This window comes from Colwellia sp. F1, from assembly GCF_056238625.1.
In genome coordinates, this window is record NZ_JBWDLI010000003.1 from 1 (window position 1) to 22,779 (window position 22,779).

The window sequence follows — 22,779 nt, forward strand, 5'->3', positions numbered from 1 at the left end:
ACCACGAGCATAGACTGAAGACAGGTGTCACGACGGAACAAGTAAGGTAGGCGCTGTTAACCAACAGGTTAATAATCCACGAATATCAGCATGATAACCGACGAAATTACTTGCTTCATCTACTGCGTTAACTCATTTTTTAAACATAAAGCGAATATGGCTCGAAAAAAAGCAGAGATTTTTATGGTTTAACTTGACGTGGGGAGTCATACCAACGCCCCAAACAGGGGCTTTATGTAGTTTACTAAAATGTGAAGCGCAACGGAACAAAGCAAACTACAAAATCCCGCTGATTTGGCTTGTTATGTGCCATTTCCCGAGTATTCTTTTTTTTACAATATCCTGAGCTGCTAAAACTGCGTCATTGTGATTACCAAGTGTTTAACCTTGATAGTAGCGCCACTGCTATATAGAGAAGTTAAAAAACTAACGCGCAAACACAAAAACATCCCTGAACAAAAACTTGCTAATTCGTATTTAAAATTAACTATACTAGCCATGTTAATTTTTATTGGCCTTGTTAACTTTAGGCATAAATCACAAGCCATTCACGATTTACATAGGCAATTATGTGCCATATGGTCAGGCTTGAGCTTTTACTAAACAAGTGTGCGCAACTAACCAACATGTTCACTAAATTCATAAATAGCTCAATAAACAGCCAAGTATTACGTTAGTTTTGATATATTGAACTTTATTCATTTATTTTGAATAATAATACTATTTTTTCGTATCTTTTTATTCATATAAATTGCTAGGATGTTCCCTACATACTAGGATTAGCACAATTATAAAATATAATAGAATACAAACCGGAACATCATTATGCAACATTACCGTTTAAACACATTAGCACTCGCCATTACTTTAGCCGTTAGTGCCCCAAGTATTGCCAATGCTCAGACGACAAAAGTAACCGCAACAGAAAACCTTGAGCGAATTTCTGTGTTAGGGTCGCGCGTATCTAACCGCACCTCAACTGAATCATCCTCCCCTATTGATTTAATTGACGCAGACGATTTAAACAAAGGCGGTTTTACTGAACTTGGACAAAGCTTACAGGCGACAGCACCGTCATTTAACTTTTCTCGCACACAAATTTCTGATGGATCAGACTTATTTAGACCTGCTACCCTGCGTGGTTTGCAACCTGATCAAACCTTGGTATTAATTAACGGTAAACGTCGTCATAACCAGTCTATTTTTGGCCTTAATGGCACAGTTGGTGCTGGAGCCGCAGGCACTGATATGAATGCTATTCCGCTAACAGCGTTGAAAGGCGTAGAAGTATTACGCGACGGTGCAGCTGCACAATATGGCTCAGACGCGATAGCAGGTGTTATTAATTTATCACTTAATAACTCTACCGGCGTTACAACGGGTTACGTGCAATATGGTGGTACTAGTGAAGGTGACGGAGATACCCTTTCTACAGGGATTAACCGTGGTTTTGAACTTGGTGATAATGGCGGATTTATTAACTTGTCTCTTGAATACCGTGATGCCGACGGTACTAACCGTGCTGAGCGCGATATAGGCGGTTCACTTGACGTAGAGCCTGGCACATTATCAGACCAGGTACGTTGGAGCCAAGGAAATTCAGCAAGTGAATTTACTTCCTTGTTTTATAATATGGCCATTCCGTTTGGCGATAACGAGCTATACTCATTTGGCGGTTATTCTGAACGTACTGCCTTAGGTAATGGCTTTTTCCGCAACTTTGACGAAGCAAACAAAAACGTGACGCAAGTATACAGCGACGGTTTTTTACCACGTATCTTTAACGAGGCTGAAGACACATCTATTGCACTAGGTTTAAGAGGCGACATAAGCCCTGATTGGGCGTATGATATTTCAGCCGTCTATGGCGAAAACCAGTATGATTTCTCTTCACGTAATACCATAAATGCTTCTTATGCGGCTGAGTATTTATTTAATAACCCGTCGGCAACTGATGCAGACATTGCCGCAAATGCAGGACCTTCAGGGGGTTATTCCGGTGGTTTTAGGTTTGACCAAACAACAATAAATGCTGATATTGAGGGTATTATTGACATAGGTAGTAATGAGCCACTTTACGTATCCGTTGGTGCTGAATACCGTGAAGAAAATTATACCATCGTAGCAGGCGAAGAGGCATCATACGCCTGTGGCTTAGCCAATATGGACACCTCATATCCTGCAGTGAATGATCCAACGCAATTTGCTGAATGTGGTTTTCAGGCATATAACGGTTTACGCCCAGAAGCAACTAACGACAGTAACCGTAACAGCTACGCTTTTTATGCCAATATTGAAACTATGATTACCGATACATGGAACGTTAGCGGCGCACTACGTTATGAAGACTTTTCTGATGCCGGTGATGATATCATTGGTAAATTGGCCACACGTTATGAAATTAGCGATGATTTTGCCATGCGCGCTGCCGCATCTACAGGCTTTAGAGCGCCCTCACTGCAACAAAGTGGTTATACTGCTTTTACAACCAACTTAGGCTCGGATGGAGTTTTAACACAATCATTCACAGCAACTACAGGCTCTGAATTTCCTAGTGCCTTAGGCGTTGATAGCCTAGCACTGGAAACATCTAAAAATTTAAGTGCTGGTTTTGTTTACGATGTTAATAGTGAATTATCCCTAACGGTAGATTTTTATCGCGTAGAAATTAAAGACCGTATTAACTTAGGTAGTTTACTGTCTGCTGATGATGTTGCCTTTAGTGCTGACGCCGTCAGCGCGCTACAAGCAACCGGCGCTGTACAAGCTAACTACTTTTCAAACTCGGTAGATTCAACCACACAAGGTGTTGATGTGATTGCGTCATATCGTACCCAGCTTGATGATGCTAACCTAGCTATTACCTTTGCCGGTAATATCAACGATACCACCATTGATAAGGTTAATGCGTCTGAAGGTATTCCTGAAAGTGTTGCCTTAGACGACTTACAACGCAGTTTTTTAACTGACGGACAACCGGGCGAGCGCGCAACGCTGACGTTTGATTACGGATGTGATGCCTATATAGCGACATTACGTTTTAATTATTTTGGTGAAACTGACGTTAAATATTTCGGTAACGACCATATTTCTTTACCAGGTGAGCTTTCGCCAACGGGCTCATTTAAACCAACCAGTACGGTTGAGTCTGCGGTGCTAGTTGATTTAAATATTAGTTACCAAATTAATGACATGTTAGCACTTTCACTAGGTGCCGATAATCTGTTTGACGCAACACCAGACGAGCTGGGAGAAGATGAGGTACTAAACTTTATTACGAATGGCGCCTTAAAATACCCAGTACGGGCATTGCCTTATGGCTTTGATGGCAGAACTTATTACGCTAAATTGAGCTTTAGTTTTTAATGACTAAAACCACTGATTAAGTCAATAAAGGCTCTCTCATAAACGCAGTTAATTACTGCGTTTTTTATGCTTTGTTTTGTCCTTGAATAACAATATTTATTTTGCTAAAACATACTAAACGACCATAATAATGCTTGCCTGCTGGTAAATTGAGCATACAATCGCCACCTTACTAGTAAGCTGATTTGAAGCAGAGCGTTAATTAGAGGCATAGCATCATTGATAATGCCATGCCTTTATTGTTGTAAGCTGCTATAACATAATCTTATTTACCCTCCCCTCGCACAGTAAAATAGTAGAATTTTTTCAATATTTACGCTGCATAAAAAGCTGACACTTTTTACCTATAAAATCGATAGCGGCTAACAAACCGCCTAATAATTGAGCAGCAACACAACTGTTTAACGATAGTATTAATGTTTATTGCGTTAAGTGTCAGGTTTGCACTTCACATAGATCACAAGATGAAACTTTTAAAGCAAGCTAAGCCCTAAAGTAAACATTTAAGCGCAATGATGTTTGGCGACATAAAATTTAATGCCAATGTATCAATTTTATATTTTTCATATAAAACAATGGCTAATATTATTTTGTATAAAATACTATTTAAACAATCAACTTGTAACCAAAAGAAAACTGCAGGGTAAATAAGATGTAAACAGCTACCGCAAGCTTAGTAAATTTTCAGACGTTTAACGGTGATGTTGCTATGTCAAGCGATGGCTGGGGTGGCTTAAGCAACGAAGGTATCATTAGTGCGAAAGTAGATTCAGGCTCAACTGTTTTAGCTGCTTATTTATATGTCGCTACTCAAGGCTCAACTGGTATGCCAACGGTTCTTCTCGATGGTAGTACTGTCTCTTTAGGGCCAGAAGTAACGAATACTTCATTTTCACTCACAGGGTCGCATCGTGCTGATGTAACCAATATTGTAAAAAATACAATTGAAACCGGTCCTGGTGGTGTTTATGATTTTACAATAGAAGAGACTGTGTTGGGTAATAATGTAGATGGCTCTGCATTAGTGGTCGTTTATGAAAATCCATTATTAGCACTTGCGTCAGTAGGTATTTTTGATGGGTTCTCTGCGATTGGCGGCGAAACAACCTTTATTAATTTTGACGACCCGCTTGATCCAAGTGCGCCAGGTTTTTTTGCCGAAATGATCTTAGGCATAAACTTTAGTTGCTGCGATCAGGCATCAACGATTGAGGTGAATGGTAATGTCATTTCTACCGTTGCTGGTAACTACGATGATGGCGAAGATTTAGCGAATGGCTCTCTAATTACCGTAGGTGGGTTTGAAGACGCTTTTACACCAGATAATCCAACCTATCTTGAAGATCACGAACGCTATAATTTAGTGCCTAATATAACGACAGGAGATACAAGCATTGAAATTCACACCAATAACCCTAGTAGTGATGATAATATTTTTCTAGCGGGTTTTTATGTTGCTGGCAATGCTGGTTTTAATGAGCCGCCTCCATCAACATCGGTACCCGAGCCAACGACATTAGCTATTTTTGCTTTTGGGTTAATAGGCTTAGCATCAAGAAAATTTAAAAAGCAGTAAACTAACCTGTTCACTTAATGTTACTTTAAAGCACCACTTAGCTGGTGCTTTTTTATTGCCTATAGTTTCTTCTACTATGTATTACTGTAAACTCATTAATATGAATCATAAAACCCAAATAAACTGGCTAGAAAGCCTATTCGCTTTGTTGTTAGTTACTTTACAATAGTTGATAAACACTAGGAATATAATGAAAAATATAACATTCACTAGCATTCGCAATATCAGTTGCAGGCTTATCTTTGCTTGGTTTTTACTTTATAGCAACAACTCCATTGCCAATGACACATTGCCTAAAAATGCGAATGAGAAATTAACAGACATTATTAACGAAAGATGGGACTATTCTTTAAAAGAAAACCCTTTATCAGCCACACGCGCTGGACTGAACGATTACAACCATTTACTTCCACGCGTGTCACAACAGGCTAACGATAAACGCTGTAATAAAGAAAGAGCGTTTTTAACGCGTTTAACAAACATAAATATTAACGCATTAACGGACGAAAACCGCATTAACCATCAGTTACTGCAATGGGTAATTGAGGGGGCTATCAGTCGATATGAATTAAACTTGTCGCGTATTCCATTAAATACTTTTAGTAGTTTTTTTCTGTCGGTACTTAATATGGGTAATGGTTTAGTCATGAATACCGCTAAAGACTACCAAAACTATATTGCTCGGATAAATGAGATACCAAGGTACTTTAATGAAAACACCATTAATATGCGTACTGGTATTGAAACTAACTTTACTCTGCCTAAAGTTGTGGTTGAGGGCATTCTTCCAACGGTTAATGCACAAAACTATCAAGACCCAACAAAAAGCAGTTTATATAAGCCTTTTATAAAGATGCATCATTCACTATCGCAAGCAGACAAAGCAAAACTTAGAGCCAGTGCAAAACTAGCTATATCACAGTCTGCTATACCTGCTTTTGCAACATTCGCTGAATTTTTTGGCGGTGAATACCTGCAAGCAGCTTCAAAAACACTCGGCGCTGAGCAAATGAATAACGGCAAAGCGTATTATGCTCACCAAATAAAAACCTACACCACATTAACCAATATTACCGCGCAAGAAATACATCAAATAGGGCTCAATGAAGTAAAGCGTATTAGAGCAGAGATGGAGCAGGTGATAAAAGATCTTAATTTTAAAGGTTCTTTTGAAGAATTCACCCATCTGCTTCGTACAGACCCGCAGTTTTACGCGAAATCAGAGAAAGACTTATTAAAAGAAGCTTCATATATTGCTAAACGTATTGATTATGTAATGCCTGAGTTTTTTGGCAAACTGCCACGTATTCCATATGGTATTGTCCCTGTACCTAAAGAAATTGCGCCTAACTATACAACAGCCTCTTATAATAGTGCCGTCGTTGGTGGTAATCGTGGTGGTGCCTACTGGCTAAATACCCACCAATTAGATCAAAGACCACTCTATGAATTGACCGCATTAACTTTACACGAGGCGGTACCTGGCCATCATCATCAATTTGCTATTTCTCGTGAGTTACAACATGTGCCTAAATTTCGTCAAGGTCTTTATTTTAGCGCTTATGGCGAAGGGTGGGGTTTATACACAGAAAAATTAGGCATAGAAATGGGCGTTTATGACACCCCTTATGACCACTTTGGCCGGTTAAGCTATGAAATGTGGCGCGCAAGCCGGTTAGTTATTGATACAGGGATTCACTCTCAAGGCTGGAGTAGACAACAAGGTATTGATTTCCTTGCCAGCAACACCTCTTTATCTCAAGCAAATGTTAAGGCTGAAGTAGACCGCTACATATCATGGCCAGGACAAGCACTTTCTTATAAATTAGGTGAAATCGCTATTTGGCGTTTTAGACATAAAGCAGAGAAAGCACTCGGAGCCAAGTTTAACCTGCCAGATTTTCATGATGCTTTATTGGGGAACGGTGCATTACCGTTAACCATGGTTGAAGCCGAAATTGACCGATATATTACTGCTACTAAATAAGGTTAATAAAAGCGTTAGTCAACAATGCAAAAAAATAGCGCTAATCAATAGCGCTATTTTTTAAACATCAAGAGTTAACTTTTTTAGTTATTCACTATGATTAATTTCCAACAACAACTTCTGCCGAGCTACTGTTATAAGGTGATTCAGCATTATCTGTATCAAGTGAGTCACCTAAGTTATAATCTTCAAAGTTATCAGAAAATACTTCTGTAGTACCCGCAATATCTGAATAAAGTACAAAGTCATCAATTAAAAACTCTGCTGCGGTTACACCGCTATTGTCACCTAGCTTAAAGATAACTGTTGATACGCCGTCAGCGGTTAAATCACCTGGCTCTGGTGCTGATGACAGGAATGGTCCGTACATAACACCATCAATTGACAGCGTTAATTCTGTCACTTCTGTACTACTTGTTGAATCCCAAGTTATTTCAACGTCATGCCACTCACCTAAAGTATAAGTTACCGCCTCAAGGATAGCATCACTATTGTCACGAATTTCAAAAACACCATTTTGAATTCTTAAATCAATAACCGCATTTTTAACACTGGTTGAGCCGCCATACAAACCGATGTAAGCATCTTTACCATCGTCCATCGACTTGTTAAATGAAACAGTCATTTTACCTTGCTCTAAGATTGAATCTTTATAACGTAGTTCACCTGCGTCATCTGTCATGTTGTCAGTAATTACTGCAAATTGACCACGTGGAACAGCGGGCGTTTCTGGCTCTGTTGGCTCGTTGCTACTACCTTCTTTGATAACTTCAACAACAAAAGCTTCTGCTGTACTTGAGTTATACGGTGCACCATCAAGTGATGTATTAATCTCATAACTTTCAAAGTCATCTTCAAAAGCAACAGTAGTACCTGCTAAATCAGAGTAAAGGGTGAAGTCATCAACCAGGTAAGCACCTGTAACAGTAGAGCTTGTATCACTGAGCTTAAACACAACGGTTCTAACACCGTCCATAACTGAAGCAAGATCCGTTGAAACTGAAGAGAAAGCTTCGGTAGTTACAGCGCTACCATTAATCGCGATTGTCACTAAAGGCGCAACAGAATCACTTGCACTTGAGGCATCCCAAGTCATTTCTACGTCTATCCATTCTCCGGGGGTAAAAGTAGACGTAACTTCAATATCACTATTGCGTATAGTGTAAGTACCATTGCCAATCCTTAAATCAACAACTGCCGCGGCCGTCGAGGTCGATGAACCATATAAAGCAATGTAAGCTTCTTTTGCTGTTCCGTCTGCGGTCATTACTTCATCTTTAGCAAAAGATACAGAAATTTTACCTGCCTCTATAGTTGCGTCATGCTTATATCTTAACTCACCTGCATCATCTTCCATATTGTCAGTGATAGAAGCAACTTTACTCGCTACCACATCAGAAGGTTTAACTGTAATTGCTGCAGTAGGGTAAGATATTAGGTTTGTTTCTTCAAAACCATCATTGTCTGTGTAGCTTACGGTAACTGTAATTGTTTTGCCAAGCTCTGCTTCTGTTAACTTATAGCTTTGTTCTGTGGCGCCTTCTATAACAACACCATCTGCAGACCAAACATATTCAATAGGCGTATCACCATGACCATTGTCGTCTGTTATCGCGGCAGTTAATTCAAAGTCTACGTATGCATCACCTGTGATAGCAACACTACCTTCAGATTGTACAGCAGGAATTTCAACCGTATCTGATTGGTTAGAAGTTGCTACTTCGCTATAACCGTCGTTATCAACATAACTCACATTGACTGACAGTTTAGCACCTTCATCAGATGCAGCAACAACGTACGAGTCAGACGAGGCGCCGGCAATAGCAACGCCGTCAAGCATCCAAGTATAAGTAACACCGCTGGCTTCAAAACCATTATTATCAGTAATATCTGCTGATAATGTTTCGCCAACAATGGCATTACCCGCTAAGGCAACACTGCCTAATGAATTACCACTTGATGGTAGCTCATAATCACTTTTACATGCACTTAACGCTAGCGCACTGGCTATTGCGATAAACAATTTTGTTTTCATTATAGTTATCCCCGTAAAAATTTAATTGTTTTAGTTATTAAGTTATCTAGCTATTTAGTTAAAGGTAACCCAGAAAATATGCTATTTAACTAAAATACTGACCACCATAATTACAATACATTACCAAACTGTCAACCAATAATGGTAACAAAAGTAAAATTTTAGTGAAATTGGTAAGTCTAAGCTGATTGATAGCTAAAGTAAGCGCAACAGCAAAAAATACTTATCGATAACGCTTTAAGCAGGTCTAGCGGTGAGTTGTTCGGTGCTAGCTAGGTAATCTAATGTGCTGGTCTACTTTGAATACGGCAACAATGTGCCATGACACCCAATTATCACGTGAGAAGACCCAAGAGCCCTGTAATAATGATTATTACAGGGATGGTCAGGTAAGCTTAACTTAATTTATTGCGTATAACCTGTGTGGCTATTTTCTATTGAATAAAAAGTAGCCTGCACATAATCTTTAGGCTCACCGGTATTATTTTGATTATACACCCCAGCTTTAAAATACATGTATTGACCCCCTACATCATAACCGCTGTTACTCATATCAACTTTTTGAATAAGATCAGACTGGCCCGCTCTTGTTAACGTGAAAGTTAATAAGTTACCTGTAACCGATATACGGTAGCCAAAACGTTCATTTAAACGAATACCATCTGTAGGATTACTCGCACTTTTAGAACGACTGCCAATTAATTCATAATAAATATCATTGCCACCTTCCACTTCATGCGCAAGATAAATAGCACCTTTGCTATTATTCGGCAGTTTACGATAGTAAACCCGTATAGGTTCGTCATCATTTGCGTGAATTTGACCAATAATAACCCGGCCAACTTGTGAGTCATCACCCGTTTCAGTAACATGGTTTACCGCTAGCTCAGCGACTAATTCACCGTCTACTCCCCCAGCGGATTGTTGGTCACTGATTGGCGCGCTTGAAAACACCCAGTTATTCTTGTTCACACCTTGCGTTTTAATGCTCGTATTGCCTGATCTCAGCATTTCTCTAAGCTCTGTACGGGTATAACTCGTATTGGCTGAGGTTTTAGCACCTTCAATTGGTGCACGAAAAACGAGGCCATTATCTTCACTTGGGAAGAAGAACTCATGATGAAAATAATCATTATTTAACGCTGACTCATAAATACTCTTCGCTTTCGCATTGGTGTGTGCATCAACGGGTATACTTAAATACCAATCGTTTAACTGAATGGCCGTACTTATATTACGCTGACAACCAAATGCCTCAACCTCAACTAGGTGTGTCGTGTTATCTTTGGTATTGCCTTGTGGCATCACTTTCACATAGTTAACTGAATGGGGTGGAATTTCAAAAAACTGCGCTCGTGTCGATGTCATATCAGAATTTGCAGACGAAATTACCGGCGTCCAATTTTCATTGTCTTTTGAAACCGCAACATCATAGCTGTAGCTGCGTGCATCATTATTATGCCAAGTAAATGATAAACCTTTAAGTAAGGCAATATCATTAATTTTTAAGGTGAGTGAAGCATTGCTCGCAGAGGCTGACCAACGAGACTTGGCTAGAAAGTTACCATCAATACTATTTGTCGCTTGATAATTAGCCATTTCATCTGTGGCAAATGCATCAATAAAATTAAGTTTTGCCATACCCGAACAAGTAACATCTTGTAGCGATATTTCATTGTCTGTCGGTTGCCCCACTTCTGGCTGTTCTACCTCAGGTTTTTCTATCTCAGGTACCGGTAATTCATCTTCCATATTAGAAGATGAATTACAACCGCCTAAAATTGTTAATAAACAGATATAAACTAAACCACTATAAATTCGCAAAGCACACCTCAATAATTATAAAATAAAAACCATATTACCAAAAACCAAGGCGCAGTAAACCAAAATAAAGTTTTTGGTATGACAATGAGTTTTACGTTAACCATAAAGTTGAATACGTAGTAGTATGTTTGTGAGCACGCCTTGCTGCTATGTTATTTATAATCTTAACAATAATACCTTTCGATATTTTTGCACAGGAGGTAGTTCAGCAAGTTTATACGCTCCTTATCCTGTAAGGTATCTTATATGAAATGTCAGCTGTTAAATCTGGAGCGTTAAAACGGTTGAATATTGAAGATATTCAACCTTGGTAAATGCGCTATTTTTCCGGGTCTGATCCTAAAACAGTGTTTTCGCCCTTGTTTATTTTTTTTGTCATTGCAACGTCAAAAGGCTTACTTTGTGCACCTGCATACAAGCTGACGTGGGGGAATGGAATTTCAATGCCTTGTTCATCGAACGTTTTTTTAATGTTTTGATACATTTCATTTTTAAGCGCACGGAAATTTTCTCTTTTTGACCAAACAGAAAACTGAATATCAACAGATGAAGCGCCAAAACCCGTTAACATGAAAAGTGGCGCGGGTTCTTCTAAGCAAATAACACTTTTTTCTGCTATTGTTAACAAAACTTCTCTTACCCGTTCAATGTCTTCTTTGTAAGCAATTCCTATTGTTAAATCAGCCCTTCTAATAGGATACTTCGTTAGCGTGGTAACAGCGCTTTTGATCATACTTTCGTTTGGTATTCTAACAAATAGGTTGTCGAAAGTTCTTAACTTTATTGATAATAGGTCAATAGAAATTACTTCGCCTACAATGTCATTCACTTTAATAACATCTCCAATGGAAAAAGGCCGCTCTATCATTAAAAATAAACCGCTAATTAAATTCGAGGCTGATGTCTGAGACGCAAAACCAATGGCGACCGTAAAAATACCTGCCGCGCCGAGCAATATCGTCAAATCTATCCCTATATGTTTTAATGCAGACAAAACAAACAGCATTAACAAGGTATAGAATACGGTTCTTTTTAATAAAAAAAGGCCATGTGTTGTCATTTTCTTTTCAGCTGCTTTCGATGCGGCGCCACTGATAGCTTTAGCAATGAAATAGCCCACCAAAACGAACACTAATGCTTGAACAAATATATATAAATGCGATGCTTTTGACATACTAAAAAATTCAGAAATAACGGCCATTATTTATTACCTACTGGTTACTTAATTAATGATTAATTGGACTACAGTTAGCCAAACAAGTTACTGAGCCTGCGTATTAGTTTTCCATGTTCTGCTGAAATTCTTGGAGTACTCACCAGGGTATGAGGGCCAAATTCAGTAGGAAAATTTTTATCGATAATTAATTCAACTTCCGATGACACACCTTCTATTTTAATTGAAACTCTTGATGTCCATAGTTGATTTTTAGCATCACTGTACAGAGTTAAATAGTTTACAGGGACATTAATTCGGTTAATGGTTAAGGGCTTATTATGGCTATTAAATACTATAATAGCCGTTGTAGCCCTATGCGGGTGTAAGTCAAGTTCATCAAGGTTAGTTTTGGCTGAGGTGTATTTTGCATAACATAACTGCCCATCTATGGTCGAGCTACCAAACCAGGAGTCTGATGGCCGCCAAAAAGGTAAATCAACTATACATTTACCACTAGGGAGTGTTTGTGCATAAAACCAAATAGGCGTGCTAACATAGAGCTGAATTTTCTCGCCCGCTAAAATGGTGAGCGGTGAAGACGGTCTTGCGATCATGGTGCGGTCGGCTAAAGCTGGGTAGACCTTAATTTTTTCTGACGTTTGTTTTTCCAAAAAGCGATCAATAACGGCGTTATTTTCTACAGTAAGCGCTGCACCGTTAGACACCAATATGTCGTTCTCTGTGGGTTCACTTTCAAGGCTCCAAGTATTCCATTCGGTTAGTTTTCGTTTGATTAAAATAGCTCGCTCGCCAATACTCCAACACTTTATCTCTTGGGGTTCAAAAGCAAATTCTCCCCACCAAACATTGTTACTCATACGCTACTCTTTAGACATTAATGTTAAACACCTCAACTAGCCTAGTATAAATGATAGTGAACTAAAAAGTTTAATTACTTGCGGTGACAAAGCGTGGGGTTTCTTATTTTTCAGACACCCAAAGTTTAATGTGCCCTTTTACCACAACAACATTGTTGCTGTCGTATGCCGTTACCGCCACTAATAAATCACCGGGTTGCCATTGCTCGGGCTCAACTTGGGCAACACAGCGTATGTCTGAGCCAGCCTTTGCGGTATAGTCTAACGACATGCCTTTAGGGATCCAGCGTAAATGTTTTGGTATGGATGCTTCAGCCATAACCCCCATCGCCATTTCTAAACCATTACAAATGGCGATAACATGCATGGTTTTTATATGGTTTTGTACTCTTTTATGCTTTTTAATAAAACACTCACAGTAGTTGGGCCTTAACTCGGTAATCATGGGTTTAATAGTAGTAAAGTAAGGAGCCATGCGCGCAACAATGAGAGAAAATAATTTGTGCCCAAAAGGCAGGCGAGTCACCCGTTTATATAACGACATAACTTTAGTGGGTTTAGTTTTTTTGGCTTTTGTATTTATAGATTTATTTTGCGCCATGATTAGCATTCCTCAGTGATTTTGCTTTCGCCGATAGGGTTAAAGGCACCTGGTCGGATGAGTTTAACATTAAATGACCAAAACGCAAAAAACATTGGTGTTGCCTTATCAAATAAGTACGGTCAAAAACTTAAGGCGTGTGTAGTGCTATTTTGTATTGCTATATAGTGTTTGTAGAAAGTTGCATCCTTGCAACTAAGTGTTTATTTAAGCTAATTGTTGTGCGTATAAAGCCCGTGCTTTATGTAGCTTTTTGAAGCTGTCAATTAACCTTAAGTGCTTATCTAATCCTTCTAGTTTCATACTCGTTTTCGTTAAACCGTAAAACCTAACTTCACCCCATACTGAGCCAACAACATTGCTCATGGTTTCTTCGCCGAACATTCTATTTAAGTTGTCAATATAATCTTCTAGTGCCAATTCATCGTTTAACGTAATTTCAAGCACGGCACTAACTGCTTGATAAAATAAACCCCGTTCGACGGTATTGTCATTGTATTGTAAAAACTCACCAACAAAGTCGAGCGCATCTTCAAGCGCCCCTAGGGCAAGACAGATGAGGATTTTAAGTTCCAGAATTGTTAACTGGCCCCAGACAGTGTTCTCATCAAACTCAATACCAATTAAGGTTCTAATATCAATATAGTTGTCTTGCTGACTATCTTCTAAGCGCTCTAGCAAGTCTACTAGGGCTTCATCAGTCAAACTGTGTAAGTTTAAAATATCTGCTCGATAATTGAGTGCATTATTCGTATTATCCCAAATAAGATCTTCAACAGGATATACTTCTGAATAGTTCGGCACTAACATGCGACACGCGGTAGCACCTAGTTGGTCAAATACTGTGGTGTATACTTCTTTACCGAGGGCTTTAAAAATGCCAAATAAGTTGTCGCATTCCTGTTCGTTAGTACCTGAGAAATCCCACTGACAAAATTGATAATCATATTTTTTGCTAAAAAATCGCCAAGAAATAACCCCGCTAGAGTCAATAAAGTGCTCCACTGAGTTTTCTGGCTCTGCCACTGTCATGCTATTAAAAGTGGGTTTGGCTATGTCGTTAAGCCCTTCAAAACTACGACCTTGCAACAGCTCTGTTAAGCTGCGCTCTAACGCTACTTCAAAACTTGGGTGCGCGCCAAACGAAGCAAATACGCCGCCAGTTCTAGGGTTCATTAGTGTCACGTTCATAACGGGAAACTGCCCACCTAATGAAGCGTCTTTAATCACTACTGGAAAGCCCTGCTCTTCTAGCCCTTTTATACCAGCTAATATAGTGGGATATTGTTCAAGTACCGCGTGTGGTACATCGGGCAAAATAATTTCTTGTTCTATTATTTGTCTTTTAACTGCCCGCTCAAGAATTTCAGATAAACACTGCACTTGGGCTTCGAGTAAATTGTTTCCTGCGCTCATGCCATTACTTAAAAATAAGTTTTCGATTAAGTTGGAAGGAAAATAAACCGTTTCGCCATCACTGTGGCGCGTGTACGGAATAGCACAAATACCTCGTTCAACATTACCTGAGTTAGTATCGATTAAATGTGAGGCGCGCAATTCATGGTCTGGATCATAAATACTCAAACAGTACGCGTCTAGTATACCTGCGGGTAGTGCATCATTGGCTGCGGGTTTAAACCACCTTTCATTGGGATAATGGACAAACTCACTGTTGGCAATGTCTTCACCTAAAAACTGATCATTGTAAAAGAAGTTACAATTTAAGCGTTCAATAAATTCACCAAGAGCCGAGCAAAGTGCGCTTTCTTTGGTAGCGCCTTTACCATTGGTAAAACACATTGGAGAGGCTGCATCACGAATATGTAAAGACCATACGTTAGGCACAATATTGCGCCATGAAGAGACTTCTATTTTCATGCCAAGGGAAGCCAAGATACTTGTCATTTCAGCAATTGTTTGCTCTAGGGGTAAGTCTTTACCCAAAATATAGGTATTGTTATCACCGGTTGCCTGTTCCATAAACATAGCTTGGGCGTCATCTTCTAGGTTATTTACCGCTTCCACTTTAAATTCAGGCCCAGTCTGTACGACTCTTTTAACGGTACAACGATCAATAGAGCGCAAAATTCCTTTTTTGTCTCTGTCTGAAATTGTGTCTGGCAATTCAACCTGTATTTGAAAAATTTGATTATAGCGATCTTCGGGGTCAACAATATTATTCTGTGATAAGCGTATATTTTCAGTGGGAATATCACGTGATGAACAATACAACTTAACAAAATAAGCGGCGCAAAGTGCAGACGATGCTAAGAAGTAGTCAAAAGGACCCGGCGCCGAACCGTCACCCTTATAACGAATTGGTTGGTCGGCGATAACGGTAAAGTCATCAAACTTAGCTTCAAGTCTGAGGTTGTCAAGAAAATTAACTTTGATTTCCATGAAAAAGTTTCCCACATTATGTGTTGCAATAAAAAAGCGATGAGCTGATATGAATAGATTTTAACATGCCTATTGCGTATAAGGATCTTAATTAAGATAATAATCAACTTTTTGTTGTATTTACGGCTGTTTAATACTGCTAACATTAGTGCTATTAAGCAAAATAGGCGGTGCTTCGCTAAGTCCATTACCTTAATAGCGCTTATCACCACCTTTAGCATTACACCTTGAGAACGAATTATGAAATATACAACACGGGTATTAGGGCAAAATAAACACATAGCACTTGTTGCACATGATCATATGAAAGAAGCACTGCTTGATTGGGCTTTGCTTCGCATAGAGGCATTAAAACAACATCAGCTTTACGCCACAGGCACAACAGGTTCACTGCTTAGTAAAAAATTACACTTACCAGTACAAGCCTTACTTTCTGGCCCTATGGGTGGTGATCAGCAGCTTGGTGCTAAAATCGCGCAAGGAGAAATAGACATACTGATATTTTTATGGGACCCGATGAATGCTGCTCCCCATGACCCAGATGTCAAAGCCTTGTTAAGGCTAGCCGCTGTTTGGAATATTCCTGTGGCAACAAATATTGCAACAGCTGATTTTATTTTAGATTCAATTCACTTAAATAACACTTACCATGCTCGCATACCAGATTATCAAGGTTACTTAGCTAAAAGAACTTAAAATCAGTTGGTGTTTTTACGTATCAGCTATAGACTCTTTTGTGTTAATATCATTTCACGATAGAGTTTTCCGCAGGGTTAAAGCAAGATTTACGCTAAGATAAATAACATTGCGCTCAATCACGTTAGCATATTTGTTTTTTAACAAATAGTAGCAAATATTTAAAATAAAAAGTCTGAACAAGGTAACTAATGAAAAAAACATTTTTATTAACGCACAAGAAAATTAAAACCCCAAGGCTTGTTGATTCCATTAAACATGAAGTAAAAAAATACCTTAAAAGAGAGCGCAACAAAAAGTTGCCGAATGATGCTGATTTCTGGGATTTTGATTGTAAATATGGCCATACCGAAGCAACGGCTGATATTGTGCATGTGTCTGCGCTTAATAAATGTATTGATGATGCCGTACAGCATGATCTTGAAAGCTTTTATTTAGAAATTTTAGCAAAACCTGCCAAGCGAACACCAAAACCTATTCTTGAAGAATAACATTCTCTACTAGCTAGCGGCTACGCGTAAAATCTAGGACCTCAAGCACAATTTTTATAAGCCAGTTTTATGCATATTCATTAAGTGTTGCGCTTGTAGCGTTAAAAAGCATGCAGTAAAAAAAAAGCGCCAATCGGCGCTTATAAAGGTGGGGAAAATAAAAATTTTATCCTACGTTATTCGTTATTGTTAAATTGAGAAGATCGGTCTTCATTTTATTAACTATTTTTTAGTTAAGCATAGCCAAACGCATTTCTTGTTGTCGTTCAAACACTGTTTGCTCACGTTCAACATACTTCGCCCATTGCTGTGCTGTTTTCTTAATTTTAGGCAAATGTTGCGCTTGGGTAAACGCTGCGAGGGCAGCATCAAAAGCTTTCAAATTATAGTTTGCCATGCCTATAACAAGGTACATGTTACCTAAGTAAGCTGATGAGCTGTCATTGTCACTTTTTTTAAGTGCTTGTTCAGCGGCACTCATGGCTAGTTGCCATTGTTCTGTGTTTAGGTATGTTTGTGCTAGTAAGGCGTCATACTTCCCATCATCAACCAATGCAGTTAACTGTTGTAATGTTGCAATGGCTTTATTAGGCTCTTTGGCGCTTAAATAAGCGCGTGATAGCAAGTCTAAGCTTTTTTCTTGCGCTAAAACTGTGCCATTTGCAATCGCATTATTAATTAATTTTGCTGCTTTAAAAGGGGCACCGTGAAATTGATATAACTGGGCAAGTGTCATAACTTCGCTTGATTTAGTAATGTAACCTGCTTGATAGGCTGCTTCCATTACCGCTATTTGTTTTTGCTCTTCGCCAATTTCTCCATACATTCCTGCAAGCTGTAACCAATATTGTGGTTTACTATATAAACGCACCAGTTGCTCCATTACTTGGGTAACCCTATCTGGCTGATTTAGCTCATAATGGGTAGCGCGTTTTAACACCAGCCAGTTTTCTTTTGGCACTTTATTCTGTTGTGCTGCGATATTAATCGCATTTTCAATATGCAGTAAACTGTCTATAAATTGTTTATCTTGATAATAAATTTGGGCAAATAACATCTCTTGATTTGAGGTTAAAGGCTTAGTGTTAATTGCTTGCCATGCTTTTAAATGCGTTAAGGCCATAGCATATTCTTGCTTTTGCATCGCTAATTGCGCTAACGAGTAACGTGTTGAGAGCAGTAAACTATCAGGGATAGTGCTTTCATCACTGATTACTTGGGTGAAGCTACTGATCGCGCTGTCAACATCATCATTGGCATAATGTATAAAGCTATAGAAGTTATAAAGCATTGCACGTTCGTAACCATTCAAGCTGTCAACGCGTTGCTCAACTTCCGCTAACACAGCTAAACCAGCCGTTAAGTCACCGTTATCAGCTAACTGTTGTGCACGCGCTAATTGGGTATAAACACGATTACGCATCGCCGGCACTTTTTTAGTTGAACGGTAACTCTTGTGCGCTTGTTTGGTGTTTGCTGTGCTGTTTTCATTAGCACTTACCTGTGTAGAGGGCAAACATACCATCACACTCAATGTAGTAGCTAAGAATAAGGAAGTTTTCATACTCATTTTAACTCTCCTATAATTTATTGAAAAAATCTGTTGTTAATGTTTGCAATATGCAAGTTAACTTTCGCTTAAGATATTCGTGAAAATGCGCTGTTAAAAAATTAGCCATCAATTTCAAAACTAATTTTATTTTGTACGCCTGCAACCGGCATCGCTTCACCGTCAACAACGCGAGGTTTATATTTAAATTTCAGTACGGCATCGAGCGCTGCTCGGTCAAACACGCCTTCGGGCTCAGCATGCACAACAACAGGGTTAGTCACTGCACCGGTTTTTGTTACTGTAAATTCCACCACAACAAAACCTTCAATACCACGTGCTTGCGCTCGGCGCGGATAGACCGCTGCTACTTTAACTATGGGTAAGTAATCACCGTCACCGCTGTCTAAACTTAAACCACCTGACAGGCCTGTATCTGCTTGTATGTCAGCTGTGAAACTATTTTTAGCTGAACTTGCATTAGGATTGCTCTGTTGCATGGGCGGTGTTGTCATTTGCGGTGGTGGCGCTTTAGGCTTTGCTGGCTTTTGCACCTCACGTTCTTTTTTTACAACCGTTTCATCCTTTTTTAAACGAATGAAGTCAAGCACATTACCTTTGACTGGCTCAGACATGGCGTCGCTGCCACCAGCAATAAGCTTTTGCATGCCCCAAAATAAGACAAATGTCATACTTATTGCTAATACAGCTGCGATAAGGTATCGAACTCCACTGCGCACAATGATTGTCATTTAATACACTCCAACTACTATATTGCAACGCTTACTATGCTTCTTGAGCTGCAATCGATACATCAAACACACCAGCGGCTCGCGCTGAATCCATTACCTTAATTAAGGTGTCTGTTGTTGCTTTTTTATCTGCTTGAATAACAACCGTGCCTTGTGGATTCTCGGCTTTTAATCGTTCAATATTTGCTTGTACGCTACGGATATCCACTTTACGTTTGTTTATCCAAATATCGCCTTTATCGCTAATAGCAACCAGTATGTTAGCGCGTTCTTTTTTCACTGCTGTGGCTGCTTCTGGACGGTTAACATCTATACCTGCTTCTTTTACAAATGAAGCGGTAACAATAAAGAAGATGAGTAAAATAAAAACAACATCGAGCATTGGAGTCATATCTATTTCTTCTTTTTCTTCTTGCGCTTGGATCATTTTATTTAAGTGACGCATGATTTTTCCTAATAATTTATCTATTTAGTGCCAACTACTAATAACAACGATTATTTTGTGGCTAGCTTAATGGTTTACCGTTAACGCATCCGCTAATAGCTCAGTTTCTTTTTTGGCATTGCGCTTAATCCAGGCAACGGTAAAAACCCCCGACAACGAACCAACCATACCTGCCATGGTAGGGATAGTGGCGCGTGAAACTCCTGAAGCCATAGAGCGCGCGTTACCACTGCCAGAGATTGCCATTACGTCAAATACTTCTATCATACCGGTGACCGTACCTAACAAGCCTAGCAATGGACAAAGCACAACTAATGATTGAATCAAGGTTATGTTGCGGTTGAGCTTAGTTGCACCACGCGAAATTAAAGCCGTTCTAATTTGCTCACTGTTCCATGATGTTTGTTCGGCTCTACTATTCCATGTACTAAGCAAATGCTTTTTAACGCTTTTATAACTTAATGAAATAAAGACAAACCGTTCAAAAATCATCAACCACATAATGAAAATAACAAAGCCAATAACAGTTAATACTTGTCCGCCAGTATCCATGAACTCTACAATAGCGCTGTACATTTCGGTTAAGGCAATCACGTGTTATGCTCCTTGCCCTGCAAACTCTGTGTTCTCAGAACGTTGGGCAATAATCCCCGTGCTTTCTTGTTGCAAAACATTGATAATATTTTTACTTCGGCTATTTAAATAAGCGAAAATAAATACCATTGGGATGGCAACCACTAAGCCAAGTACCGTGGTCACTAGTGCTTGAGAAATCCCCCCTGCCATTAATTTGGGATCACCAGTACCAAACAAGGTGATCGCTTGGAATGTATTAATCATACCGGTCACTGTCCCTAACAAGCCAATTAACGGTGCCACCACTGAAATAATTTTTATCAAGGTTAGCATGCTAGAAAGCTTGGGTAGCTCACGTAAAATTGCTTCTGAGAGCTTTAGTTCTAAAGAGTCTGTGTCTAAGCCAGGATTATCATCTTTGACTTGCATAACACGGCCTAACGGATTGTCGTTTGAAGCAATATCTGATTTCAGTTGGCGGTTAACTTTCGCTCCTACTGATATCAAATTAATCAGTCGTATTAACGCAATAAGTAAGCCCACAGCACCAATGGCTAAAATGATATAACCAACCACCCCACCTTGGTCAACACGCTCACGGGTATCGGGTGCCTGTACTAACAAACTTAAAATTGAACCGCCTGTTGGGTCTAACGCAAAAGCGGTTGTTTCTTTACTTGAGGTTAAGGCGTTAATCGTTGATAAGTAGCGATTTGCAGGCTGTCTAATTAACTCTGCCACACTGCCTGTTTCATCAATATATTCGAGGTATTTACCGTTAGCGATTAAGTTGAAACCGCCAACCCGAGTCACATTTGTATTAATGCGTTCACCATTGGCCAAAACCACTTCACGATTAAAGGTATGAATTTTACCGTTTTGTGTCATTTCTCGTTGAAGTTCAAACCATAAACGTTCAATTTCTTCGATCGACGCTAACTTACTGGTTGAGCCCATACTTTTTGCAAATTCATCTAAAAACTCGCCGCGTCCTGGTATTTGTGCAGAAACGACTGACGTTTGAAATTTACTACGTGTGTCACCTGAAACCTGTTGAAGCACGCCAAATAACTCTTTCAATTCACCTAACCGTTTATTAAGTGCCTCGGTACTATTGGCTAATTTAACTTCATTGTTAGCAAATGTTTTCTCTAAATCAACACTGAGTGTCAACGCAGCATCTCGTTGGTTTTTAATGTCGTTCAGCATTGACTGCTGCTGATCTACTTTCGCTTTAAATTCAGCTTCTCTGGTTTTATTTTGCTTGGACTGTGCAATCTTTCCTTGTTCAAGTTGATTTAATAAGTCATCAAGGTTTGTTGCTTGTTCTGCGGCGTTTACACCGCCTATTAACGTTAATGAAAAGAGCGAGGGCAGCATTACAGTTGTTATTGTTTGCTTGGTAAAGCTGATTAACGATTTAACAGGTTTTATAATAGTCATGGTTGTGGTTACTCTGTTATAACTTGGCTTGTGTGTTGGTCAAGGGCACCATGATTAGGTCGGGTGCGAGTTGTTTGCGTGCAATACGAAGGGCTTTATTAATGCCTAAGCGATAGTCTTGTGAAAGCGTGGTCCATTGACCTGTTGCTTGGTCCCACTGCCCTAACCGGCTACCGTCGCGTGTTTGATAAATATAACTAACACGTCCAACACGTAAAAAATCTACGTCCATTGGTTGATTATCAACAGTTAATTGGCCACTGTAAGATTCAATAGTGCGGCCATAATCTACTTCTATTTGATACGCTTCTAACACACGGCGAAACTTCTCAGCAATTGATATGTCGGCATGAGCCATCATGGCATTTAAATCATTGAGCCTTTTACTACGCTCTTGTGACAAAAATGGTACATCAAGCTGTACAAATTGTTCTAATGTAGAAATCATCCGCGCCATTAAAGGCGATATTTGACGTTCAACAACACTTACCTCATCCATTGACTTGGCAATTTGTGCCAACTCTGACACCTGGTTGTCTAATTGCAGCTGCATTTGTTGGTTATATACCTTTAACCCATCTAACTCTTTAGTCACTGCATTAAATTGTTGTAATTTTGTTTGTGCTTGCTCGGTAAAGTTATTCACTTTCAATTGTGAATTAGCTGCAGACTGGTTAATTTGATGTCCAACTGCAACAACTTCATCGAGTTGTTTTGCATCATTTTCATTGGCAATAGCATTTACTATGTTACTAGCACTAAGGCTAAGTAATAAGCTTGCTTTGGCAAGGTGAGATAACTTCATTGGTTTACCTATTTTTGTCATAAAATAATTGTGACAAAGTCTAACGAAGGAATATGACAGTTAAGTTTCAGTAATATTTCATTTTTATGAATTTATCACTCAATCAAAAAAGCAAACTGTACCTGTTGAGTAGTATAAAAAGAGAAAAGACATTTATGGCATTACCAGAAGAAAATAAGAGGTAATAACAATAATTTCT

At 39.2% G+C, this 22,779-nt stretch carries 17 protein-coding genes; 5 read left to right on the plus strand and 12 right to left on the minus strand.

Features of this window, described 5'->3' with window-relative positions; all coding sequences use genetic code 11:
• Positions 1 to 825: 825 nt before the first annotated feature.
• From AC0UA9_RS03100 to AC0UA9_RS03110, 3 genes are all read left to right on the plus strand, one after another.
• Positions 826 to 3,366 (plus strand): TonB-dependent receptor plug domain-containing protein, encoded by a 2,541-nt coding sequence (locus tag AC0UA9_RS03100; RefSeq protein ID WP_475656901.1) that lies wholly within the window; start codon positions 826 to 828, stop codon positions 3,364 to 3,366.
• A gap of 709 nt (positions 3,367 to 4,075) precedes the next feature.
• Complete coding sequence (locus AC0UA9_RS03105; protein WP_475656904.1) at positions 4,076 to 4,942, plus strand: PEP-CTERM sorting domain-containing protein; 867 nt, start codon at positions 4,076 to 4,078, stop codon at positions 4,940 to 4,942.
• A 190-nt stretch (positions 4,943 to 5,132) separates the two neighbouring features.
• Positions 5,133 to 6,929, plus strand: coding sequence for a DUF885 domain-containing protein (locus AC0UA9_RS03110; RefSeq protein ID WP_475656907.1), 1,797 nt, complete (start codon positions 5,133 to 5,135; stop codon positions 6,927 to 6,929).
• A 100-nt stretch (positions 6,930 to 7,029) separates the two neighbouring features.
• Here AC0UA9_RS03110 and AC0UA9_RS03115 read toward each other — a convergent pair whose 3' ends face one another.
• The 6 genes from AC0UA9_RS03115 to AC0UA9_RS03140 form a co-directional block, all read right to left on the minus strand.
• Complete coding sequence (locus AC0UA9_RS03115; protein ID WP_475656910.1) at positions 7,030 to 8,964, minus strand: hypothetical protein; 1,935 nt, start codon at positions 8,962 to 8,964, stop codon at positions 7,030 to 7,032.
• A gap of 405 nt (positions 8,965 to 9,369) precedes the next feature.
• On the minus strand, positions 9,370 to 10,788 hold the full coding sequence (locus tag AC0UA9_RS03120; RefSeq protein ID WP_475656913.1) for a polysaccharide lyase family 7 protein: 1,419 nt from the start codon (positions 10,786 to 10,788) through the stop codon (positions 9,370 to 9,372).
• Positions 10,789 to 11,107: 319 nt separating this feature from the next.
• Positions 11,108 to 11,989, minus strand: a complete 882-nt coding sequence (locus tag AC0UA9_RS03125) for a mechanosensitive ion channel family protein (protein ID WP_475656917.1) — start codon at positions 11,987 to 11,989, stop codon at positions 11,108 to 11,110.
• 47 nt (positions 11,990 to 12,036) lie between these two features.
• Positions 12,037 to 12,822 carry a DUF432 domain-containing protein gene (locus tag AC0UA9_RS03130; protein ID WP_475656921.1) on the minus strand — a complete coding sequence of 262 codons (786 nt, stop codon included), beginning with the start codon at positions 12,820 to 12,822 and terminating at the stop codon, positions 12,037 to 12,039.
• Between the two features lie 103 nt (positions 12,823 to 12,925).
• A complete protein-coding gene (locus AC0UA9_RS03135) occupies positions 12,926 to 13,423 on the minus strand; it encodes a hotdog fold domain-containing protein (protein ID WP_475656923.1) in 498 nt (165 codons plus the stop codon).
• A gap of 207 nt (positions 13,424 to 13,630) precedes the next feature.
• Entirely contained in the window at positions 13,631 to 15,823 is a 2,193-nt protein-coding gene (locus AC0UA9_RS03140) for an OsmC domain/YcaO domain-containing protein (RefSeq protein WP_475656927.1), read from the minus strand.
• A gap of 240 nt (positions 15,824 to 16,063) precedes the next feature.
• Between AC0UA9_RS03140 and AC0UA9_RS03145 the strand changes: the two genes are divergently transcribed.
• Positions 16,064 to 16,519 (plus strand): methylglyoxal synthase, encoded by a 456-nt coding sequence (locus AC0UA9_RS03145; protein ID WP_475656930.1) that lies wholly within the window; start codon positions 16,064 to 16,066, stop codon positions 16,517 to 16,519.
• A gap of 191 nt (positions 16,520 to 16,710) precedes the next feature.
• Positions 16,711 to 17,010 carry a DUF6172 family protein gene (locus AC0UA9_RS03150; RefSeq protein ID WP_475656932.1) on the plus strand — a complete coding sequence of 100 codons (300 nt, stop codon included), beginning with the start codon at positions 16,711 to 16,713 and terminating at the stop codon, positions 17,008 to 17,010.
• 229 nt (positions 17,011 to 17,239) lie between these two features.
• On the opposite strand, the gene AC0UA9_RS03155 is transcribed toward AC0UA9_RS03150, so the two are convergent.
• The 6 genes from AC0UA9_RS03155 to AC0UA9_RS03180 all read right to left on the minus strand — a co-directional run bounded on the left by AC0UA9_RS03155 (position 17,240) and on the right by AC0UA9_RS03180 (position 22,580).
• Positions 17,240 to 18,580, minus strand: coding sequence for a tetratricopeptide repeat protein (locus tag AC0UA9_RS03155; protein ID WP_475656935.1), 1,341 nt, complete (start codon positions 18,578 to 18,580; stop codon positions 17,240 to 17,242).
• A 101-nt stretch (positions 18,581 to 18,681) separates the two neighbouring features.
• Positions 18,682 to 19,311, minus strand: coding sequence for an energy transducer TonB (locus tag AC0UA9_RS03160; RefSeq protein ID WP_475656937.1), 630 nt, complete (start codon positions 19,309 to 19,311; stop codon positions 18,682 to 18,684).
• Between the two features lie 34 nt (positions 19,312 to 19,345).
• Positions 19,346 to 19,756, minus strand: a complete 411-nt coding sequence (locus tag AC0UA9_RS03165; RefSeq protein WP_215974551.1) for an ExbD/TolR family protein — start codon at positions 19,754 to 19,756, stop codon at positions 19,346 to 19,348.
• Positions 19,757 to 19,822: 66 nt separating this feature from the next.
• Positions 19,823 to 20,350 (minus strand): MotA/TolQ/ExbB proton channel family protein, encoded by a 528-nt coding sequence (locus AC0UA9_RS03170; protein WP_475656940.1) that lies wholly within the window; start codon positions 20,348 to 20,350, stop codon positions 19,823 to 19,825.
• A gap of 3 nt (positions 20,351 to 20,353) precedes the next feature.
• Positions 20,354 to 21,712: a MotA/TolQ/ExbB proton channel family protein gene (locus AC0UA9_RS03175; protein WP_475657557.1), complete on the minus strand. Its 1,359-nt coding sequence runs from the start codon at positions 21,710 to 21,712 to the stop codon at positions 20,354 to 20,356.
• A 79-nt stretch (positions 21,713 to 21,791) separates the two neighbouring features.
• A complete protein-coding gene (locus AC0UA9_RS03180) occupies positions 21,792 to 22,580 on the minus strand; it encodes a DUF3450 domain-containing protein (protein WP_475656943.1) in 789 nt (262 codons plus the stop codon).
• Positions 22,581 to 22,779 lie beyond the last annotated feature (199 nt).